The organism is Pseudomonas sessilinigenes (genome assembly GCF_003850565.1).
Classification (GTDB): Bacteria; Pseudomonadota; Gammaproteobacteria; order Pseudomonadales; family Pseudomonadaceae; genus Aquipseudomonas; species Aquipseudomonas sessilinigenes.
This window is the reverse complement of sequence record NZ_CP027706.1, coordinates 2,963,812-2,983,529: the sequence shown is the minus strand read 5'-3', so window position 1 is coordinate 2,983,529 and position 19,718 is coordinate 2,963,812. Positions and strand designations below refer to the sequence as shown.

17 protein-coding genes are annotated in these 19,718 nt (G+C 63.1%); 3 read left to right on the top strand and 14 right to left on the bottom strand.

Features of this window, described 5'->3' with window-relative positions; translation table 11 throughout:
* Positions 1–8 precede the first annotated feature (8 nt).
* Positions 9–3,104 carry an efflux RND transporter permease subunit gene (locus C4K39_RS13885; RefSeq protein WP_124346705.1) on the top strand — a complete coding sequence of 1,032 codons (3,096 nt, stop codon included), beginning with the start codon at positions 9–11 and terminating at the stop codon, positions 3,102–3,104.
* A 307-nt stretch (positions 3,105–3,411) separates the two neighbouring features.
* On the opposite strand, the gene C4K39_RS31975 is transcribed toward C4K39_RS13885, so the two are convergent.
* The 12 genes from C4K39_RS31975 to C4K39_RS13830 form a co-directional block, all read right to left on the bottom strand.
* A complete protein-coding gene (locus tag C4K39_RS31975) occupies positions 3,412–3,537 on the bottom strand; it encodes a hypothetical protein (protein WP_263986925.1) in 126 nt (41 codons plus the stop codon).
* Between the two features lie 182 nt (positions 3,538–3,719).
* Complete coding sequence (locus C4K39_RS13880; protein ID WP_068588328.1) at positions 3,720–3,899, bottom strand: hypothetical protein; 180 nt, start codon at positions 3,897–3,899, stop codon at positions 3,720–3,722.
* A 155-nt stretch (positions 3,900–4,054) separates the two neighbouring features.
* Positions 4,055–5,230: a lactonase family protein gene (locus C4K39_RS13875; protein WP_124346704.1), complete on the bottom strand. Its 1,176-nt coding sequence runs from the start codon at positions 5,228–5,230 to the stop codon at positions 4,055–4,057.
* Positions 5,217–5,510 (bottom strand): DUF5629 family protein, encoded by a 294-nt coding sequence (locus C4K39_RS13870; protein WP_124346703.1) that lies wholly within the window; start codon positions 5,508–5,510, stop codon positions 5,217–5,219. The genes C4K39_RS13875 and C4K39_RS13870 overlap by 14 nt, the downstream gene beginning before the upstream one ends.
* 182 nt (positions 5,511–5,692) lie before the next feature.
* Positions 5,693–8,068, bottom strand: a complete 2,376-nt coding sequence (locus C4K39_RS13865; protein ID WP_068588956.1) for an efflux RND transporter permease subunit — start codon at positions 8,066–8,068, stop codon at positions 5,693–5,695.
* Positions 8,069–8,100: 32 nt separating this feature from the next.
* Positions 8,101–9,156 (bottom strand): WD40/YVTN/BNR-like repeat-containing protein, encoded by a 1,056-nt coding sequence (locus C4K39_RS13860; RefSeq protein ID WP_068588960.1) that lies wholly within the window; start codon positions 9,154–9,156, stop codon positions 8,101–8,103.
* Positions 9,157–9,572: 416 nt separating this feature from the next.
* A complete protein-coding gene (gene pepN, locus C4K39_RS13855; protein WP_124346702.1) occupies positions 9,573–12,230 on the bottom strand; it encodes an aminopeptidase N in 2,658 nt (885 codons plus the stop codon).
* Positions 12,231–12,242: 12 nt separating this feature from the next.
* Positions 12,243–13,073, bottom strand: coding sequence for a DUF2797 domain-containing protein (locus C4K39_RS13850; RefSeq protein WP_124346701.1), 831 nt, complete (start codon positions 13,071–13,073; stop codon positions 12,243–12,245).
* Entirely contained in the window at positions 13,070–13,330 is a 261-nt protein-coding gene (locus C4K39_RS13845; protein ID WP_068588968.1) for a YeaC family protein, read from the bottom strand. The genes C4K39_RS13850 and C4K39_RS13845 overlap by 4 nt, the downstream gene beginning before the upstream one ends.
* Positions 13,331–13,345: 15 nt before the next feature.
* The gene (locus C4K39_RS13840; RefSeq protein WP_068588971.1) at positions 13,346–14,215 is read right to left on the bottom strand and encodes a rhomboid family intramembrane serine protease; all 870 of its coding nucleotides are present in this window, start codon (positions 14,213–14,215) and stop codon (positions 13,346–13,348) included.
* Positions 14,212–15,186, bottom strand: coding sequence for a metallophosphoesterase (locus C4K39_RS13835; protein WP_178083987.1), 975 nt, complete (start codon positions 15,184–15,186; stop codon positions 14,212–14,214). Before C4K39_RS13835 ends, C4K39_RS13840 begins: the two co-directional genes overlap by 4 nt.
* Entirely contained in the window at positions 15,183–16,073 is an 891-nt protein-coding gene (locus tag C4K39_RS13830) for an NAD(+) kinase (RefSeq protein ID WP_068588976.1), read from the bottom strand. The genes C4K39_RS13835 and C4K39_RS13830 overlap by 4 nt, the downstream gene beginning before the upstream one ends.
* Before the next feature lie 162 nt (positions 16,074–16,235).
* Between C4K39_RS13830 and C4K39_RS13825 the strand changes: the two genes are divergently transcribed.
* Positions 16,236–17,192: a DUF1853 family protein gene (locus C4K39_RS13825; RefSeq protein ID WP_178083963.1), complete on the top strand. Its 957-nt coding sequence runs from the start codon at positions 16,236–16,238 to the stop codon at positions 17,190–17,192.
* A gap of 16 nt (positions 17,193–17,208) precedes the next feature.
* On the opposite strand, the gene C4K39_RS13820 is transcribed toward C4K39_RS13825, so the two are convergent.
* Together C4K39_RS13820 and C4K39_RS13815 are read right to left on the bottom strand one after the other, a co-directional pair.
* Positions 17,209–18,492, bottom strand: a complete 1,284-nt coding sequence (locus tag C4K39_RS13820) for an arsenic transporter (protein ID WP_124346698.1) — start codon at positions 18,490–18,492, stop codon at positions 17,209–17,211.
* A 117-nt stretch (positions 18,493–18,609) separates the two neighbouring features.
* A complete protein-coding gene (locus C4K39_RS13815; protein WP_068588981.1) occupies positions 18,610–19,167 on the bottom strand; it encodes an NADPH-dependent FMN reductase in 558 nt (185 codons plus the stop codon).
* Positions 19,168–19,383: 216 nt separating this feature from the next.
* Between C4K39_RS13815 and C4K39_RS13810 the strand changes: the two genes are divergently transcribed.
* On the top strand, positions 19,384–19,620 hold the full coding sequence (locus C4K39_RS13810) for a hypothetical protein (RefSeq protein ID WP_068588983.1): 237 nt from the start codon (positions 19,384–19,386) through the stop codon (positions 19,618–19,620).
* Positions 19,621–19,718 lie beyond the last annotated feature (98 nt).

Here is a 19,718-nt window from a genome sequence, read left to right as displayed (position 1 = left end):
AGTACAACATGCCGCAATTCTTCATTGACCGCCCGGTGTTCGCCTGGGTGGTCGCCTTCTTCATCTTGCTCGGCGGTGCGCTGGCGATTCCCAAGTTGCCCGTGGCGCAGTACCCCAACGTCGCCCCGCCGCAGATCGAGATCGCCGCGACCTACCCCGGCGCGTCGGCCCAGACCCTGGACGAGTCGGTGGTCAGCCTGATCGAGCAAGAGCTCAACGGCGCCGACCACCTGCTGTACTTTTCGTCCCAGAGCAGCCTGGGCAGCGCCACCATCACCGCGACCTTCCAACCGGGCACCAACCCGGAGCTGGCCCAGGTGGATGTACAGAACCGCCTCAAGGCGGTGGAGCCACGCCTGCCCCAGGCCGTGACCCAGCAAGGCCTGCAGGTGGAGAAAGTCTCCGCCGGCTTCCTGCTGCTGATCACCCTGAGCTCCAATGACGGGCGCCTGGACGAGGTCGCGCTCAGCGACTACATGGCGCGCAGCGTGCTGAACGAGATCCGCCGCCTGGATGGCGTCGGCAAGGCCCAGTTGTATGGCGCCGAACGGGCCATGCGGATCTGGCTCGATCCGCAGAAGCTGATCGGCTTCAACCTCACCCCCGCCGACGTCAACGCCGCCGTGGCTGCGCAGAACGCCCAGGTACCGGCAGGCAGCATCGGTGACCTGCCCGGCCCTTCCAGCCAGGAAATCACCGCCACCGTGCTGGTCAAGGGGCAGTTGGCCAGCCCTGAAGAGTTTGCCGACATCGTTCTCAAGGCCAACCCCGACGGCTCCACCGTGCGCATCGGCGATGTGGCGCGAGTGGAAGTGGGCAGCCAGGAGTATCAGTTCGGCACGCGCCTGAACGGCAAGCAGTCCACCGCCGTCGGCGTGCAGCTGTCCCCCGGGGCCAACGCGCTGAATACCGCGACCCTGATCCGGGCGAAGATGGACGAGCTGTCGCGCTACTTCCCCGCCGGCGTGGAATACAAGATTCCCTATGACACCTCGCCCTTCGTCAAGGTCTCGATCACCAAGGTGATCTACACCCTGCTCGAGGCGATGGCCCTGGTGTTCCTGGTGATGCTGCTGTTCCTGCAGAACATCCGCTACACCCTGATCCCGACCCTGGTGGTGCCGGTGGCCTTGATGGGCACCTTCGCCACCATGCTGGTCCTGGGCTTCTCCATCAACGTGCTCACCATGTTCGGCATGGTGCTGGCCATCGGCATCCTGGTGGACGACGCCATTGTCGTGGTGGAGAACGTCGAGCGGATCATGGCCGAGGAAGGCCTGCCGCCCAAGGAAGCCACGCGCAAGGCGATGAAGCAGATCACCGGCGCGATCATCGGTATCACCCTGGTGCTGGTGGCGGTGTTCATCCCCATGGCCTTCATGCCTGGCTCGGTGGGGGTGATCTACCAGCAGTTCTCGCTGTCCATGGCCACTTCGATCCTGTTCTCGGCGTTCCTGGCCCTGACCCTGACGCCGGCACTGTGCGCGACCCTGCTCAAGCCTGTCGCCGCTGGCGAGCACCACGAGCGTGGCGGCTTCTTCGGTTGGTTCAACCGCCGCTTCGAGCGCATCACCAACAGCTACCAGAGTGGCGTGGCCTACGCCCTCAAGCGCAGCGGTCGCTACCTGTTGGTCTACGTCATGCTGCTGGCGGTCATGGCGCTGTTGTTCGTGCGCCTGCCCTCCTCGTTCCTGCCAGTGGAAGACCAGGGCTACACCATCACCGATATCCAGCTGCCTCCTGGTGCCAGCCAGAATCGCACCATTCGCGTGGTGGAGCAGATCGAGGCGCACAACGCCACAGAACCGGGGGTTGGCGACACCACCATCATCCTGGGCTTCAGTTTCTCGGGTAACGGGCAGAACGCGGCGCTGGCCTTCACCACCCTCAAGGACTGGTCGCAACGGGGCCGTGACGACTCGGCGATGAGCATCGCCGAGCGCGCTACGGTAGCCTTCGGCGAAATCAAGGATGCCGTGGCCTACGCCATCCTGCCGCCGCCGATCGATGGCCTGGGCACGTCCAGCGGTTTCGAGTTCCGCTTGCAGGACCGTGGCGGCGTCGGCCATGAAGCCCTGATGCAGGCCCGCACCGAGCTGCTGCAGGCCGCGGAAAAAAGCCCGATCCTGGTCAACGTCCGGGAAAACGCCCTGGCCGAGGCCCCGCAAGTGTACCTGGAGGTCGACCGCAAGCAGGCCAATGCCCTGGGCGTGTCGTTTGCCGACATCGGTAGCCTGTTGTCCACCGCCCTGGGCTCGGCCTATATCAACGACTTCCCCAACCAGGGTCGGATGCAGCGCGTGGTGATCCAGGCCGCAGGCGATCAACGCAGCCAGGTCGAGGACCTGCTGCGGCTGAACGTACGCAACAGCAACGGCAAGATGGTGCCGCTGTCATCCTTCGTCCGGGCCAGCTGGAAGCAGGGGCCGGCGCAGCTGACCCGCTATAACGGCTACCCAGCGATCAGTGTGTCCGGTGAGCCGGCGCCAGGGCGCAGTACCGGCGAAGCCATGCAGGAAGTCGAGCGCCTGGTGGCCCAGTTGCCGGCAGGTCTGGGCCTGGAGTGGACCGGCCTGTCGTTGCAGGAACGCCTGTCCGGTAGCCAGGCCCCCCTGCTGCTGGGCCTGTCGCTGCTGGTCGTATTCCTGTGCCTGGCAGCGCTCTACGAGAGCTGGTCGATCCCGGCCTCGGTGCTGTTGGTGGTTCCGCTCGGTGTGCTGGGTGCCGTGCTGGCAGTGAACTTGCGCGGCATGCCCAACGATGTGTTCTTCAAGGTGGGCCTGATCACCATCATCGGCCTGTCGGCGAAGAACGCGATCCTGATCATCGAGTTCGCCAAGAGTCTGTACGACGAGGGGCATGACTTGCTGGACGCCACCTTGCAGGCTGCCCGCCTGCGCCTGCGCCCGATCGTCATGACCTCCCTGGCGTTCATTCTCGGCGTGGTACCCCTGGCCATTGCCACCGGCGCCAGCTCCGCCAGCCAGCAAGCCATCGGCACCGGGGTGATCGGCGGCATGATCACCGCGACCCTGGCAGTGATCTTCGTGCCGGTGTTCTTCGTGGTGGTGATGACGCTGGTACGCCGTGGCGGCTCCCGCTAACGCCTGATGCTTGCCGCCCGCAACGGCGCGGCAAGTGCCATCCGCCCCGCCGCCGACCTACTCCAGGCCGGCGGCTACAGGGCCAGGGCCAAGGACACGCCAGTGCTCAGGCAAATGCCCAACAGCAACAGCAGGTACAAGGCGATGGCTGCATAGGCGCCCTGTTTGGCGCAAACGAGCAAGGTACGGCCCATGTCGATGATCTCCGAAGCGGCAATGTCCGGAGATTGCGCCAGATGCAGGCGACGCGACAGTCACTTTTTTCCATGACGACGATCAGTTTGCTTGATCGCCGGCAAACCCTGGGTCAGTCCTGCAACAGACTGTTCAAGCGCTCGCGGGCCGTCTCCGGCTCACCTTCGAGCGGTTGCGCAGAAGACAGGATGGGACTGGAATAGAGCAACAACAGAACCACGGTCAGACGCATCATCATGCTATCGATCCTTGCTCGGGAAAGAGTCAATAATTCAGCGTCAAATTTAAACACATGGCCATGTGACACTACCAAGCAAAATTTGCCTGGCCTGTGAGTTCGCTCGCAAACAGGTCATGCAGGAGCGACAGCACTGCACCAGTGATGTCGCTCCTGCATACCGGGGGATCGGCGAGTCGGGATCAGCTATGGGACTTGTGGTCCAGAGCCGCATAGAAGTTGGCGCTTTGCTGCAGGTACTTCTGGGTGTAGGTGTTGGTCGCGGATTTCTTCTGGCTGATTTCCACATGGGCGCTGGCAGGCAGGACCACGCTGGCGGAAATGGCGGAAGCGGCGATCACGGAGAAGAGATTGAAGTTCATCGGTATAACCCTCGGATTCAGTTGGCTTGCTTGCCCGTGTGGGCCTTGAAGCAAACTTACTCCCGAGGGTTGGCGGGCAAAAATGCTTTGCACCAGTAGCCAATATCAGCGTCATTAATAGAAAGACTCAGGCCCCGGATGACGGGGCCTGTGGCTTATTGCCGCACCAAAAACTTGATATCGCTGGGGGCATCGAAGGGCAATTTCTGCACGGTCTTGCCGAGGAACCCGGTCTTGGCGTCACGCTCGATCACCACGATCTGGTTGCTCTTCTGGTTGCCGATCAGCACATAGCGGTTGCTCGGATCGAGGCTGAACTCCCGCGGGTGGTCACCTTCCACGGAACGGCGCTGGATCTCCTTGAGCTGGCCGCTGGCCGGATCGATGGCGAATACCAGCAGCTGGTTGGCGGTGCCACGGTTGCTCACGTACAGGTACTGGCCGTCCTTGGAGGCATGCAGCGCCCCGGCGGCTTTCTTCTCCTTGCTGGCGTTGGCCGCCAGGTCGAGGATCTGGCGCTGGGTCAGCTTGCCATCCTGGTAGTCGAACACCGCCACCTGGGCGCTCATCTCCATGGTCAGGTAAGCATGCTTGCCATCGGCACTGAACAGCAAATGGCGCGGGCCACTGCCTGGCGGTAGCTGGACGAAGGCTGGCTCGGCCGGGCTCAACGGATGCTCGGGATTGGCCTTGGGGTCATAGCGATAGACGAAGATCTTGTCCGCACCCAGGTCATTGGCGAACAGGAACTTGCCATCGGGCGAGGACACCGACGAATGCACGTGGGCCGATTGTTGGCGCTCGGGGTCGACCCGGCTGGCCGGATGGCTACTGAGTTGCACCACGGGCGACAGATGACCATCGGCACTGACCGGCACCACCGCCAGGCTGCCACCCGGGTCGACATCCACCGAGTAGTTGCTGACGAACAGGTAGCTGCCATCGGCGCTCAGGCTGGAATGGGTCGGCTCGTTGCCCTGGCTCTGCACCTGGTTGATCAGGCTCAGTTGATGGGTCTTGGGGGCCAGGCTATAGCTGCTGACGCGACCGATGGGATCGGCCTGTCCGGGACTGTTCTCGTTCACCGCGAAGACGAACTTCAGGTCCTTGGACAGGGTCAGCCAAGAGGGGTTGGAGCTCTTGATCACCTGCAACGGCTTGGGGTCGATTTGCCCGGTCCGCTCGTTGAAGTGCAGGCGGTACAAGCCTTGGCTCTGGCCTTGGGTATAGGAGCCCACCAGCAGCTCCTGGGTCTCCACCGGCGCAGCCTGCACCGCCATCGCGCCGACACTGCCCGCCATCAGCAGGGGCCAGAAATTACGCATCTTCATGGTCATCTTCCTCTTCGTCACGGGCACTGAAGGCACTCATGCATACCAGGCGGTGCTCACCGGAATCGCCTTTCAGGGTCCAGCTTTGCAGATCCGGGTCGAAAGTCGCGGCCTGCACCTGGGCCAGGCTGAAGCTCCAGCGCTTGGCGGCGCGGCCATCCATGCATTCGATCAGCAGCTCCTGGTCGTCGAGGCTGAAGTCGAAGGCGTGCAAGCCGTCGATCTCCAGCATGTCGCAGGCTTGCAGGGCGGTGAGCAAGGTATCGGTTACAGCGGTCATGGCGAGCCATCATCAGTGGAAAGGCGCAATCATAGCTGATTGGCGCGCGCCGGTAGGGCCAGTATCGCACTGGCCAGGGCAGGTTCCACCGGAGCCCTGGCAAACCCGGCCAGACTCGCCCGGCCAAGAATGAAAAAGGCCGCAACCCGAAGGTTGCGGCCAGGTACTGGCGCATGGCGCAATCAGTGAGCGAACAGCGAATTGCCCTTCTGCCCCGCCAGCTTCTCGGGACGGATCAGGAAGCGGGCCAGGGCTGGCAGCAGCCACAGGGCGCCGAACATGTTCCACAGCAGCATGAAGGTCAGCATCAGGCCCATGTCGGCCTGGAACTTGATGGCCGAGAAGATCCAGGTGCACACGCCGATGGCCAGGCACAAGCCGGTGAACAACACGGCCTTGCCGGTGGAGCGCAGGGTCTGGTAGTAGGCCTCCTGCAACGGCAGCCCAGCCCGCAGGAAGCTCTCCAGGCGGCTATAGATATAGATGCCGTAGTCCACGCCGATGCCCACCCCCAGCGCCACCACCGGCAAGGTCGCCACCTTGACGCCAATGCCCATGAAGGCCATCAGCGCGTTGCCCAGCACCGAGGTCAGGACCAGTGGCAGGACGATGCACAGGGTCGCCGCCCAGGAGCGGAAGGTGATCATGCACATGGCCGCTACGCAGATGTACACCAGGATCAGGATGGTCAGCTCCGAGGTCTTGATCACCTCGTTGGTGGCCGCCTCGATCCCGGCGTTACCGGCAGCGAGGATAAACTCCAGGCCATCCTTGTTGTTCTCCTTGGCGAACTCCTGCACCGCATGCACGGCGCGGTCGAGGGTCTCGGCCTTGTGGTCGTTGAGGAACACCAGCACCGGCGCCAGGGAGCAGTTGTTGTTGTACAAGCCGTCGGCCCGGGCGATGGAGTTGTTCAGCACATCGGGGTTGCGCGACAGGGTTTCCCATTTCAGGTTGCCCTCGTTCATGCCCTTGATCATCTGCTTGGACACGGTCACCAGGGAAATCGCCGACTGCACGCCCTCGGTGTTCTGCATCTTCCACATCAGCTCATCGATCGGCGCCATGGCCTCGTAGCGCGAGCAGCCTTCGGCGGCGGTCTTGACCATCACCACCAAGACATCGGAGCTGGTGGAGTAATTGCTGATGATGAAGTTGTTGTCCTTGTTGTAGCGCGAATCGGGGCGCAGCTCCGGCGCGCCCTGGTCAAGATCGCCGATCTTCAGGTTCTGGCTGTACCAGAGGCCGCCGCCAAATGCCACCAGGGCCAGGGCGATGGAAACGGGAGCCACCTTGGGGCTGGCAAAGCTGGACAGCCGACGCCAGAACGGGTGCTCGCGGGAAGCGTCCTTCTTGCTGCGCTCGACGGCACGCTTGCTGATGCCGACATAGGAGATCGCCACCGGCAACAGGATCAGGTTGGTGAACACGATCACCGCCACGCCGATGGAGGCGCCGATGGCCAGCTCGCGGATCACCCCGATATCGATGATCAGCAGCGTGATGAAGCCCACGGCGTCGGCCAGGATCGCGATCATGCCCGGCAGGAACAGCTGGCGGAAGGTCCTTCGTGCCGCGGTCAGGGCGTTATCGGCATCACTGGACTGCAAGGCGATACCGTTGATCTTCTGCACCCCATGGGAAATACCGATGGCGAAGATCAAAAACGGCACCAGCATCGAGTACGGGTCCAGGCCGAAACCGATGGCGTGCATCAGCCCCAGTTGCCAGACCACCGCCACCAGCGTGGTGATCAGCACCGCGATGGTGCTGCGGATGCACCAGGTGAACCAGTACAACAGCACCAGGGTGATGATGAAGGCCACGCCGAAGAACAGCACCACCATGATCAGGCCGTCGATCAGGTCGCCGACCTTCTTGGCGAAACCGACGATGTGGATCTTCACATTGGGGTTCTGCGCCTCGAACTTGTCGCGGATCTTTTCTTCCAGCTGGTGGGAGAACTTCTGGTAGTCCAGGGCCAGCAGCTTGCCCTGGTCCTGTGGGTCCGGGTAGGACTCCAGCAAGGGGATATCGACGATGCTGGACTTGAAGTCGTTGGCGACCAGGCGCCCGACCTGCCCGGACTTGAGCACGTTGTTGCGCAGCTTGTCGAGGCTATCGGCCGAGCCGTTGTAGCTCTGGGGAATCACCTCCCCCCCGGCGAAACCTTCCTCGGTGACCTCGGTCCAGCGCACGCTGGGGCTCCATAGGGACTTGAGCCCAGAGCGATCGACGCCGGGGATGTAGAACACCTCGTCATTGATCTGCCTGAGGGTCTCCATGTAGGCCTGGGTGAAGATATCGCCGTCCTTGGCTTCCACCGAAATCCGCACGGTGTTGCCCAGGTTGGCCAGGTCGTTGCGGTGCTCCATCATCCGCTCGATGAACGGGTGCTTGAGCGGGATCATTTTTTCGAAACTGGTGGACGGCCGGATCAGGGTCGCCTGCCAGAACAGGAATACGCTGACCAGCAAGCAGAGGAAGATCACTGCCGGGCGGTTGTTGAAAATCAGGCGCTCAAGAAAATTCGCCTTGTCCTGGTTCTGACTACTCATGGAGTTCCCCACCTTCTTATTATGTGCCCGGCCTAGTTGCTGCCGAGTTCAGCGCCGGTTGCCGTGGCAACCCGTACCCCGCCCTGCCCGGCCAGGATCAACCCACCATTGCCGGCACCACTGACCGCCGACAGCGAGATTCGATCCGGGCGATTGAAGACGCTGAAGCTCAGGCCATGATCGGTGCTGCGGATCACGCTGCCGCCGTTGCCGACGATCACCAGGGAACCGTCTTCGAGCACGGTAGCGCCAGACAAACCGAATTCCAGGGCGCCGCGAGCGGCATTCAGCTGCACCTGCTCCCAGGTGCTGCCAAAATCCGTCGAGCGATAGAGGTTGCCACGCAAGCCATAGACCAACAGGGTCGCCGGCTGGCCGGTGCCGATCACGCCGAACAACGAGCCCTCGTAAGGGCCTTCCAGGCGCTCCCAGGTCTGGCCGCCATCGGCGGAGCGAAACATGCTGCCCTGCTCGCCAACGATGAACAGTCCGGAATCCTTGATCTGGGCAATAGCGTTTAGATGGAACTGATCCGGGTTGTCCAGGCGATCGCTGGCGTCCTCCCAGTGCTGGCCGCCATCGGTGGTCTCCAGCAAGGCGCCATAGGCTCCCACGGCATATCCGACCTGGGCATCCTTGAACCACACGTCCAGCAGCGGTGCCTCGCGCTTGAGGTCCTGGAACTGCCGGGTCCAGGTGAGGCCACCGTCGGTACTGGCGAGCACCTGCGCGTCGTGGCCCACGGCCCAGCCGTGTTGCTCGTCGACGAAATACACCGCGGTCAATAGCTGCCGGCTCGGCACCTTGGCCTGGGCCCAGCTTGCGCCCTGGTCATCGGAATAGAGAATGTGCCCACGGTCGCCCACCGCCACCAGGCGCTTGCCGGCGTGGACCACATCGAGCATCAGGTTTTTCGCCGCCTTGGGCGATTCAATGGAATAGACAACCGTATCCGCTGCGCTGGCAGCGGCCAGGACCGGTGCCGGCAGTGTCGCGACACCCAACAGCGAGAGCGCTGCGGCCAACGCTGCGAACCCACGCAACGCCGGCGGGCGGCCAGCAACCACACCCATGACAGGCTCACTCATAGACCACTCCCCCATTATTATTGTCAGGTCGTTCAACCTTTCAGGGCGCCTGCAGGGTGTCGCGGGTGTTCGTCCGATCAAGCCGATCGTCCTGAAACCTGCAATCTAGAGCCCCTTTGGCTGCGGGCTATCCTATCGGGCTTTGGAAACGTCTGACAATCGACGCCACGTTATCTTTTGTTAATCACGTCCCCCCACGTGCACCCTGAATCATCGGGCATTCGTCGAAGTGATCGATATGTGGTCCAGGCAGGCGCCACCCTGCCGGTATAGGCCAGGGGCGGTCGTGGGGCAAGCGAAGAAGAAAGGAAGAAAGGACCGGCACGCCCATGGGCAAGGCCGGTCGGAACTGCAGGGAAATACCGGCCACGAAAGCGAACAGGCCCCCGAGGGAGCCCATTCGCCTTCGAGCCAGGTCAGGCGAGGCTCTTGCTCACCACCTCGAACACATCGCTGGACAGCTCGCCCGAGGCGCGAATGCGCTCCAGCTCGGCCTTCATCAATGCCTGCCGGGCGCTGTCGTACTTGCGCCAGCGAGTCAACGGCGCCAGTTGTCGAGAGGCAATCTGCGGGTTGATGGCATTGAGCTGGATCACCAGGTCCGCCAGGAAACGGTAGCCCGAGCCATCGCCAGCATGGAAGTTGATCAGGTTCTGGCCAGCAAACGCACCGAATACAGCCCGTACCTTGTTCGGGTTCTTGATGTTGAACGCCGGGTGCTCCATCAATGCCTTGACCCGCGCCAGTCCACCAGGCAGCGGGCTGGCGGCCTGCACGCTGAACCATTGGTCCATGACCAGCGCATTGTCCTTGAAGTTCTCGGCGAATACCGCCAGCGCCTGTGCCCTCTCGGCCTCGAACGGCGAGTTGACCAGTACCGCCAGGGCGGTCAGGCGTTCGGTCATGTTGTCGGCGCTGTCGAATTGCTCGATGGTGGCCGCCAGGACCTCGGGCTTGCCGACGAGCATCAGGTAGGACAAGGTAATGTTCTGCAGCGCGCGGCGAGCGAAGTGCTCGGACTCGGCCACATAGGCGGTGGCGCGGGACAGCTCGCGATTGTCCTGGTAGCGCTTGAGCAAGGCGTCGAACAGCTGCTCGGCCAGTTGCTTGCGAGCGAATTCACGGGCCCCATGGATAGCCTCGACATCCGCCACTTCGCTGATCTCGGTGAGATAGGCCTCACCCGGCAGCGACAGCATTTCCGCGACCATGGCCTGGTCCAGGCTCTCGTCGGCCAGCACGGTGCCCAGGGCGGTCACCAGGCGTTGGTCCATCACCAGGGCCTGGCCCTGCTGGTGCTGGCCGATCAGTTCCTGCAGTACCTGCACCGCCAACTGCTGGCCGGCATCCCAGCGGTTGAAACCGTCGCTGTCATGCTGCATGAGGAACATCAGTTGGTCGCGGTTGTAGGGGAAGCTCAGCTTCACCGGCGCCGAGAACCCACGCAGCAGCGACGGCAGCGGTTGTTCGGCAACATCGACGAACGTGAAGGTCTGCTCGGCCTCGGTCACCGAGATCACCCGGGAAGTGCCCTGGGCACTGGCCTCGCCAGCCAGGCGCAGGGCCATGGCGGCGCCCCGGCTGTCCAGCAGGCCCAACTCCACCGGGATCACGAATGGCAGTTTTTCCACCTTGTCCGGCGTCTGCGGGCAGCTCTGGCGGAAGGTCAGGCTGTAGGTCTTGGCTGCGGCGTCATAGGACTCGCTGACCGCGAGGCGCGGAGTACCGGCCTGGCTGTACCAGCGCTTGAACTGAGTCAGGTCGACGCCGTTGGCGTCTTCCATGGCCTTGACGAAATCGTCGCAGGTCACGGCCTGGCCGTCGTGGCGTGCAAAGTACAGGTCGCTGCCCTGGCGGAAGCCCTCGGCGCCCAGCAGGGTGTGGATCATGCCCACCACTTCCGAGCCCTTCTCGTACACGGTCAGGGTGTAGAAGTTGGAGATCTCGATGAAGCTCTCCGGGCGCACGGCATGGGCCATGGGACCGGCGTCTTCGGCGAACTGGTGGGTGCGCAGGTAGGCCACGTCCTGGATGCGCTTGACCGTGCGCGAATTCATGTCCGAAGAAAACCCGGCATCACGGAATACCGTGAAGCCTTCCTTGAGCGACAGCTGGAACCAGTCGCGGCAGGTGACCCGGTTGCCCGACCAGTTATGGAAGTACTCGTGGGCGACGATGCCCTCGACCCGCTGGTGGGCGCCATCGGTGGCGGTCTCGGCACGGGCCAGCACGGCGCTGGAGTTGAAGATGTTCAGGCCCTTGTTTTCCATGGCGCCCATGTTGAAGTCATTGACCGCGACGATCATGAAGATGTCCAGGTCATACTCGCGACCGTAGGTCTGTTCGTCCCAGCGCATGGACTTCTTCAGGCTGTTCATGGCGTGCTGGCACTTGTCGATGTTCTCCGGCTCGACATAGATGCGCAGCGCCACGTCGCGGCCGCTCATGGTGCAGAAGCTGTCCTCGACACACCACAGGTCCCCTGCCACCAGGGCGAACAGGTAGGCCGGCTTCATGAACGGGTCTTCCCAGGTCGCCCAGTGCCGGCCGTCTTCGCCCGGGCCGCTGGCGATCGGGTTGCCGTTGGACAGCAGCACCGGATAGCGGTGCTGCTCGGCCACCACGGTGGTGGTGAACTTGCTCATCACATCCGGGCGGTCCAGGTAGTAGGTGATCTTGCGAAAGCCCTCGGCCTCGCACTGGGTGCAGAACATGCCGCTGGACTTGTACAGGCCTTCCAGGGCGGTATTGCTTTCGGGGTGGATCCGCACGCTGGTATCCACGGTGAAGCTGGCGCTGGCTGGGTGCAGGGTCAGGTAGCTGTCGTCGAGCTGATAGTCGCCAGCTTCCAGAAGCTGGTCGGACAGGCTCACCGACAGCAGTTCCAGCTGCTGGCCGTCGAGCACTAGGGGCGGCAGCCCGGCACCACGGGCCGGGTTGCGACGCATCACCAGTTGCGCATGGACCAGGCTGTGGTCCTCGAACAACTCGAAGGTCAGGTGCGTCTCGTCGATCAGGTACTCGGGGGCCTGATAGTCCTTCAGGTAGATCATCTTCGGCTGTTCGGTGCGCATGGCGAATTCCTTCTACTGATGCACGGCCAGCTGGTAGGCCGTGTACTTGCGAATGTTGATCACGCCGGTGTCGAAGATCAGGTACTGGCCCTTGATCCCCAGCAGGGTGCCTTCGGCGATCGGATTCTTGTCCAGGTTGAAACTGACGATCTTGGTCGGGTACTCCTCGACCGGATAACGGATTTCCAGGGGTTCGATGTCACGCACCGGCTGGATCGCCTGCAGGCCGAACCGCTGCTGCAAGGCCAGCAGGCCCTCGGCGCAGGATGCGAACAGCTGCTCGCGCACCTGCACCAGGTCCACGGCCTGGGCATCGCCCTTGAGCAAGGCCCGCCAGTTGGTCTTGTCGGCCACCTGGGAACGGAACAGGTCTTCGACGAAACCGGACTGCTGGCGGGTCGCTACACGCATGATCGGTAACGCCTGGCTGGCGCCCTGGTCGAGCCAGCGAGTGGGCAACTGGGTCGCCCGGGTGATGCCGACCTTGATCCCCGAGGAGTTGGCCAGGTAGACCACGTGGTCGGTCATGCAGAACTGTTCGCCCCAGGACGGCTCGCGGCAGGTGCCGGAGTCGTAGTGGCAGCGTTCCGGGCTCATGATGCAGACATCGCACTGGGCCAGCTTGGTCATGCACGGATAGCAATAGCCCTGGCTGAAGCTGGTCTTGGTCTTGCGTCCGCAATGGGTGCAGTGGATCGCCCCCAGGTATTCCAGGCGCAGCCTGCTGCCGATCAAGGGGTTGACCGGCACCTCGCTATCACCCAGGCGAAAAGCGTATTGCACATTCGGCCCGTCGAGACGAGCCGACATTTTACTGATGGAGCCGCGGCCGATCTCGATCAATGGATGGCATCCGACTTGAACAGGATGTTCGGCACCGGCTCGGACTTCGACGAGCACTCCTGCGGGCCCATGTAGCCGGTGCGCTCCTCCTCCGGCAGGTTCTGCATCTCCCAGGCGATCATCGCCTGCAGCGACAGTTCACGCTGCTCAGCGGTGAGCTTGCGGCCATCGGACCATTTGCCGATCTCCACCGCCAGCTTCAGGCTGCGATAGATATCGGGGGTGATGTTTTCGATCATTTCGACAAAGGACGACATACCAGACTCCTGAACTCAAGGGGCCGGTCTACGGCGGCTGTACAAGCCACCCAACAGACCGGTAAGGCAACCGACGAGCAAACCGCCAACATGGGCGGCATTGGCGATTTCACCGAAGCCGATCATCGAGATCAGCCCGGACAGACACAGCAGCAGCCACACCAGCATCATCACCAGCACACCCCGGGGCAGGCGGTAGATGGGGTTGGGCGACAGCCATTGATAGATCCAGCAATGCCCCAGCAGTCCGTAGAGCACTCCGGAGAGGCCACCGAACAAGCTCGGGCCACTGAAATAATATTGCGCGTAGTTGGACACCAGGCTGAACAGCAGGGTCAGGCCCAGCAGGTTGATACTGCCCTGGCGCAACTCGATGCGCCGCCCCAGTTCCCAGTACCACATGCCGTTCATGGCGATGTGCAGGATGCCGAAGTGAACCAGCATCGGTGTCACCAGGCGCCACCATTGCCCCGCCGCCAGGCTGTCGGCCAGGGAGCTGAACTGGATGTAGTCGCCCGCCACGCGAAACTGCAGGAAGGTGAACCAGCTCAAGGCCTGCAGGTTGTCCCCCAACAGGGTGATGCCACAAACCGCCAGGCTCAGGACCAAGATCAACGCGGTAACCGGGCTGCGTCGCAATTGCTGGACCAGCCCAAGGCCCACCGGGGCGGCGGCCTGGGGAATGTCCAGTTGCTGTTCGGGATCGCCCTGGGGAAAACGCTGGTACAGGTCCAGCACGTCCTCGCGGATGGATTCGGGCACCCACAGCACCTGCTCCCCCGCTTCCTCGCTGACCCGATGGGGCACTTGCATGCGCTGCAAGAGCTTGACGAAGCCGCTGAGGTCAGTGGCCAGGGGCAGGCGCAAAATCGCTACCGCGCTCATCGCAGCACCTCCGGCCGCTCGACGTCGACCCAGACGAACTTGTTCGGGTCCAGGCGCGTTTCCTGGTCCAGGCGGTAGGCGGCGAGCTTGCCGTAGAGCACCGCGCTGTAGTCCAGGCAGGCCAGGTTGGGCCGGATCGGCGCCGGCGTGCCGCTGCGCCAATAGTGGCCGACGAACAGCAACGGCTCCTCGACGGCGTAGCGCAGCAGGCTGTTCTTCTCGTCCCTGGACAATGGCGTGCGCGCTACTGGCTCGGGCAAGGCATCGGGCTGGAAGACGATGTCGCCATAGGTCTGCGGGTCGTCTTCCCAGAACTTGGTACGGAAGAACGAACGGGTCAGGCCGTCGCCGCTGGTCATGGTCAGGCCATGGGGCAGGCGCATGTCGGTGCCACGCAGCAGGCGGTCGAAGGCATTGCTGGCAAAGCTGTCAGGCAACGCCGAGGCCTGGAGGAAATCGCGATCGATGCAGCCGTCCGGGTAGCGCTGGCGTAGCTGGGTGATCAGCGCCGAATCCCAACAGGCATGGACCACCCGGAAGCGCCCGGCGTCGACGAACAGCGGCATCTGGTAGAACCACTGAAGAAAGTCATGCCAGTCGCCCGGGTGCTGTTCGAACTGCGCCAGGGTCTCGTGGATCAGTCTGGCATGGCGCGGTGTGTGCTCGCGCACGAACTGCTTGCCACTGCCCGGCGCGGCCGGTGTACTCCAGCCCAGGGCATTGAACTCATGGTTGCCCATGATGCACAGCGCCTGGCCGGCCTCGGCCATGTCGTGGACGATGTGCAGGGCCTCGCGAATACGCGGGCCGCGGTCGATGATATCGCCGAGGAACACCGCCATGCGCGATGGATGCCGCCAGACGCCGCCCTGTTTGTGGTAACCAAGTCGGTCCAGCAGGTGTTCGAGGGTCAGGGCGCAACCGTGCACATCACCGATCAGGTCGTAGCTACGCGCGGGATCGAGCATCAGTCGCCTCCACCACCCAGGCGGCTGCCCCAGCCGAGCTTGGTCCGGCAGACCTCATAATAGTTATGGTCCAGGGGATGGATCAGGCGCAGTTTCTGGGCCTTCTTGCTGACCGTGATGGTGTCGCCCGGGGCGCAGGTGAAATGGTTCTGCCCGTCGCAGGAGACTTGCGGGTAGATCTGCATATCTTTGGACACGACGATTTTCAGCTCACTGTTGCCATCGACCACGATCGGCCTTCCGGACAAGGTATGGGGGTACATCGGCACGATCACAATGGCATCGAGCTTGGGATGCATGATCGGGCCGCCGGCAGACAGTGCGTAGGCCGTGGAGCCGGTGGGGGTAGCGACGATCAGGCCGTCGGCCTTCTGGCTGCAGACGAACTGGCCATCGATATAGATCTCGAACTCGATCATCCGGGTCGACTTGCCCGGGTGCAGCACTACGTCGTTCAGTGCATCGCCCTGGCCGATGGCCTCGGCGTGCCGGCGCACCTCGGCCTGCAGCAGGAAGCGGTTCTCCACCAGGTAGTGGCCATCCAGTACTTCGGCGACCTTGATCTCCAGCTCATCGGGGCGGATGTCGGTAAGAAAGCCCAGGCTGCCCCGGTTGATTCCCAGCACCGGGGTGTTGTGCCGTGCCAGGGCCCGGGCGGCGCCCAACAAGCTGCCATCACCGCCGACCACGATGACCATGTCGCAGACCTCGCCCAAGAGCTTGCGCGAGGAGGTCTGCAAGCCGTGGCCTGGCAGCACTTCGGCGATAGTGTCCTCGAGGATCACGTGCAGGTGGCGTTCGAGCAGAAACTTTTTCAGTCGGCGAATGGTGTCCAGCACCTGGGAACTGCCCAGGCGACCGATAATGCCGATATTGCGAAATTGCTCCATGGGGCTCCTGCGGGGTTCGGGTTCAGGCCAAACGCTGGATTATGGGCGAAACCCGGCCGCAGACAAAATCCTTTCAGCCCTGTGGCCCTGTCGAAGTGCCGCGCCGACCGGAAACCCGGGCATTTGTCGCAGCGCCACCGGGTTTGCAGCTATGCTCGCAACATGCTCCCATTTCCGGATTTGCTCGATTTCCCCCGCCAGTTGCGCCAGCCTGAAGTCCGCGACCTCGCCTGGGTCATCCTCGCGCCGCCGATGCTCAGCCACACGCCCTGGCCCCAGCGTCACCCCCTGGCCGGCAGTGACTGGGTGCAGGCACCGCATTTACTGGTCCACTGGTTACGGCAACAAGACCAGGACAGTAGCGCCCTGCGACACTGGCTCAGCCGCAGCCCGACCCGACGCCTGGGCCTGTACTACGAACGGCTGTGGCAATTTGCCGTGCAACAGGCTCCGGGGGTCGAGCTGCTGGCGGCCAACCTGCCGATCCGCCGCGGTGGCCACACCCTGGGCGAGCTCGACATGCTGCTGCGCGACCGCGACGGGGTGCACCATCTGGAACTTGCCATCAAGCTCTACCTCGGCCCACAGCAAGGCGACGGCACCGATTGCAGCCAATGGCTGGGCCCCGGCTGCCATGATCGGCTGGACCTCAAGCTGGCCCATCTGGATGAACATCAACTGCCGATTTCCACGCGATTGGAAAGCCGGGAGGCGCTGGCGGCACTGGATATCAATCAGTTCAACGCCGCCCTGTGGCTCGGGGGTTACCTGCTCTACCCCTGGCCGGGCCATGCCGAACCGCCCCGGGGCGCCCACCCCGGACACCTGCGCGGGCGTTGGCTGCACCAACGGGACTGGCCCGCCTTCATCACCCAGAGTCCGGCGGGGCGCTGGCAGCCCCTGCCCCGCCAGGCCTGGCTGGCCCCGGCCCGCTACCCTGGCGAGCACACCTGGAGCAGCGCCCAGCTCCAGCAATGGCTGGGTGAACTCGACCCACTTGCTCCGGCGCAATTGCTGGTGCGCCTGGAACAAAGGCGCGATGGCGACTGGGTCGAGGCCGAACGCCTGTTCCTGGTGTCCAATCTCTGGCCTCACCTGCCACCCATACCGCAGCCTTAGGCCAGCGCTGCCGATCTCACCACGTCAGGCGCAAGGCCAGGGCTGCCAGCGTCGCCAGCAACACCGGCAGTGTCAGCACCATCCCGACCCGCAGGTAATAACCCCAGCCGATGTGAATCCCCTTGCGCTCCAGCACATGCAGCCAGAGCAGGGTCGCCAGGCTGCCGATAGGGGTGATCTTCGGCCCCAGGTCGCTACCGATCACATTGGCGTAGACCATCGCTTCCTTGATCACTCCCGTGGCGTGGCTGGCCTCTATGGACAAGGCGCCGACCAGCACCGCGGGCAGGTTATTCATCACCGATGACAGCCCCGCCGCCAACAATCCGCTGCCCAGTGCGGCGCCCCAGACCCCGGAGGCGGCAAGGCCGTCGAGCCAGCCGGCCAGGTACGCGGTCAGCCCGGCATTGCGCAGGCCGTACACCACCAGGTACATGCCCAGGGAGAAGATCACGATCTGCCAGGGCGCCTCCCTGATGACCTTGCGCGTGGAAATCCTGTGGCCCCGGGCCGCGACTATCAGCAACAGGGCCGCGCACACCGCGCAAATAGCACTGATGGGAATGCCCAGCGGCTCCAGGGCGAAGCAGCCCAGCAACAGGATCAGCAACACCCACCAGCCGGCCATGAACGTCGCACGGTCATGGATGGCGCTTGCAGGATCGGCCAACTGCCGGGGATCGTAGGATTGAGGGATATCCCGACGAAAAAACCACAGCAGCACCGCCAGGGTCGCGATGACGCTCACCAGGTTCACCGGTAGCATTACCGCGGCATAACGATTGAAGCCGATGCCGAAGAAATCGGCACAGACAATATTCACCAGATTCGAGACCACCAGCGGCAAGCTCGCGGTATCGGCGATAAAGCCCGCACCCATGACGAATGCCAGGGTCGAGGCCGGGGAAAAGCGCAGGGCCAGGAGCATGGAGATGACAATGGGCGTCAAGATCAGGGCCGCACCATCATTGGCGAACAGCGCCGAAACCAAGGCCCCCAGCAAGACCATGCAGGCGAACAACCGGCGTCCCCGGCCTTGACCCCAACGCGCCACATGCAGCGCCGCCCAGGCGAAGAACCCGGCTTCATCCAGCAGTAGGCTGATGATGATCAAGGCCACGAAAGTGGCGGTGGCATTCCAGATGATCTGCCACACCAGGGCAATGTCGCCGGGGTGCACCACTCCACTGAGCAGCGCCAGGCCGGCACCGATCGTGGCACTCCAACCCACGCCCAGGCCCCGGGGCTGCCAGATCACCAGGATGAGGGTCAGCAGGAAGATCGCCACGGCAATCAGCATGTTCGGGAAGTCACCATGGATGGCGGGAACTGGCGCGCCAGGGAACGCAGCGCAACCAGGCAAAGCGTAGCGGCAGGCCTGGATCGACGAGAAGCCGGCCTGGCGCTACGCCAGGCTTCAACTGCGTTTTTGCTGTTCGACCCACTGGCCGTAGGCGTTGATGAAGCTCTGCAGGAAAGGCCGCGTGGTATCCGACAACTTGCCGGCATCATCGAAGGCCGCGCCCGCGCCGCCCATATAGGCCTCGGGTTGCTGCATGCACGGCACATTGAGGAACACCAGGGACTGGCGCAGGTGGTGGTTGGCCCCGAAGCCGCCGATAGCTCCCGGGGATACGCTGATCACCGCTCCCGGCTTGCCGCTCCAGGTGCTCTGGCCATAGGGGCGCGAGCCGACATCGATGGCATTCTTCAATGCCGCCGGCACCGAGCGGTTGTATTCAGGCGTCACGAACAGCACCGCATCGGACTCGCGGATCTGCTGGCGGAACCTGGCGTAGGCGGCCGGCGGGGTGTGCTCGATGTCTTCGTCATAGAGCGCCAGGTCGCCTATCTCGACAATGTTCAATTGAAGATTGGCGGGTGCCAGGTCGGCCAGGGCCAGGGCGACCTTGCGATTCAGGGACTGCTTTCTGAGACTGCCGACCAGCACTGCAACCTTGTAGACATTGCTCATTGGAGTTTCCAACCATTGGCTTGGGAGAGTTGCTAGTTATAGATGAGCCGGGGTCGTATCTGCTAGCCCACCCCGTGCATTTATGCACGGGAAGCGGCCATCGACTCCGAGCCAGGCCCACAACAGAATATTTTTTTTCGGGAGCAAAACTTCCCCCGCTCCCACTGGGTCTACAGCACCGAATTTTGCGTGTTTTATTTCCAGAGGCTCTAATAAATGGCAGCAGTACTTGTCGGACAATTCCATGCAAGAGATGCCGAGGGACGGGTGTATTCCGTCCACGAATTCCAGGAATCCATGCCTTCAGCGGACGGCGAAGCCGGCTCGGAACCAGTCACCACCTACCGCCTGGCCATCGGTGACCGGGTCAAGAAACTCGACGACAACCAATTCTTGCTGGTGCAGGCGGATGTAACCCTGGTGCGTGAACCCGAGTCGCCAGTGAATCAGTGACCCTCCCCTGCTCTTCGCCCAGCCCTGGCCGCTGCGACATCAACTACAGATTCGCGGCGCAGACTTGGGTTAGGATTCGACGCTTGCTTCCCTGACCG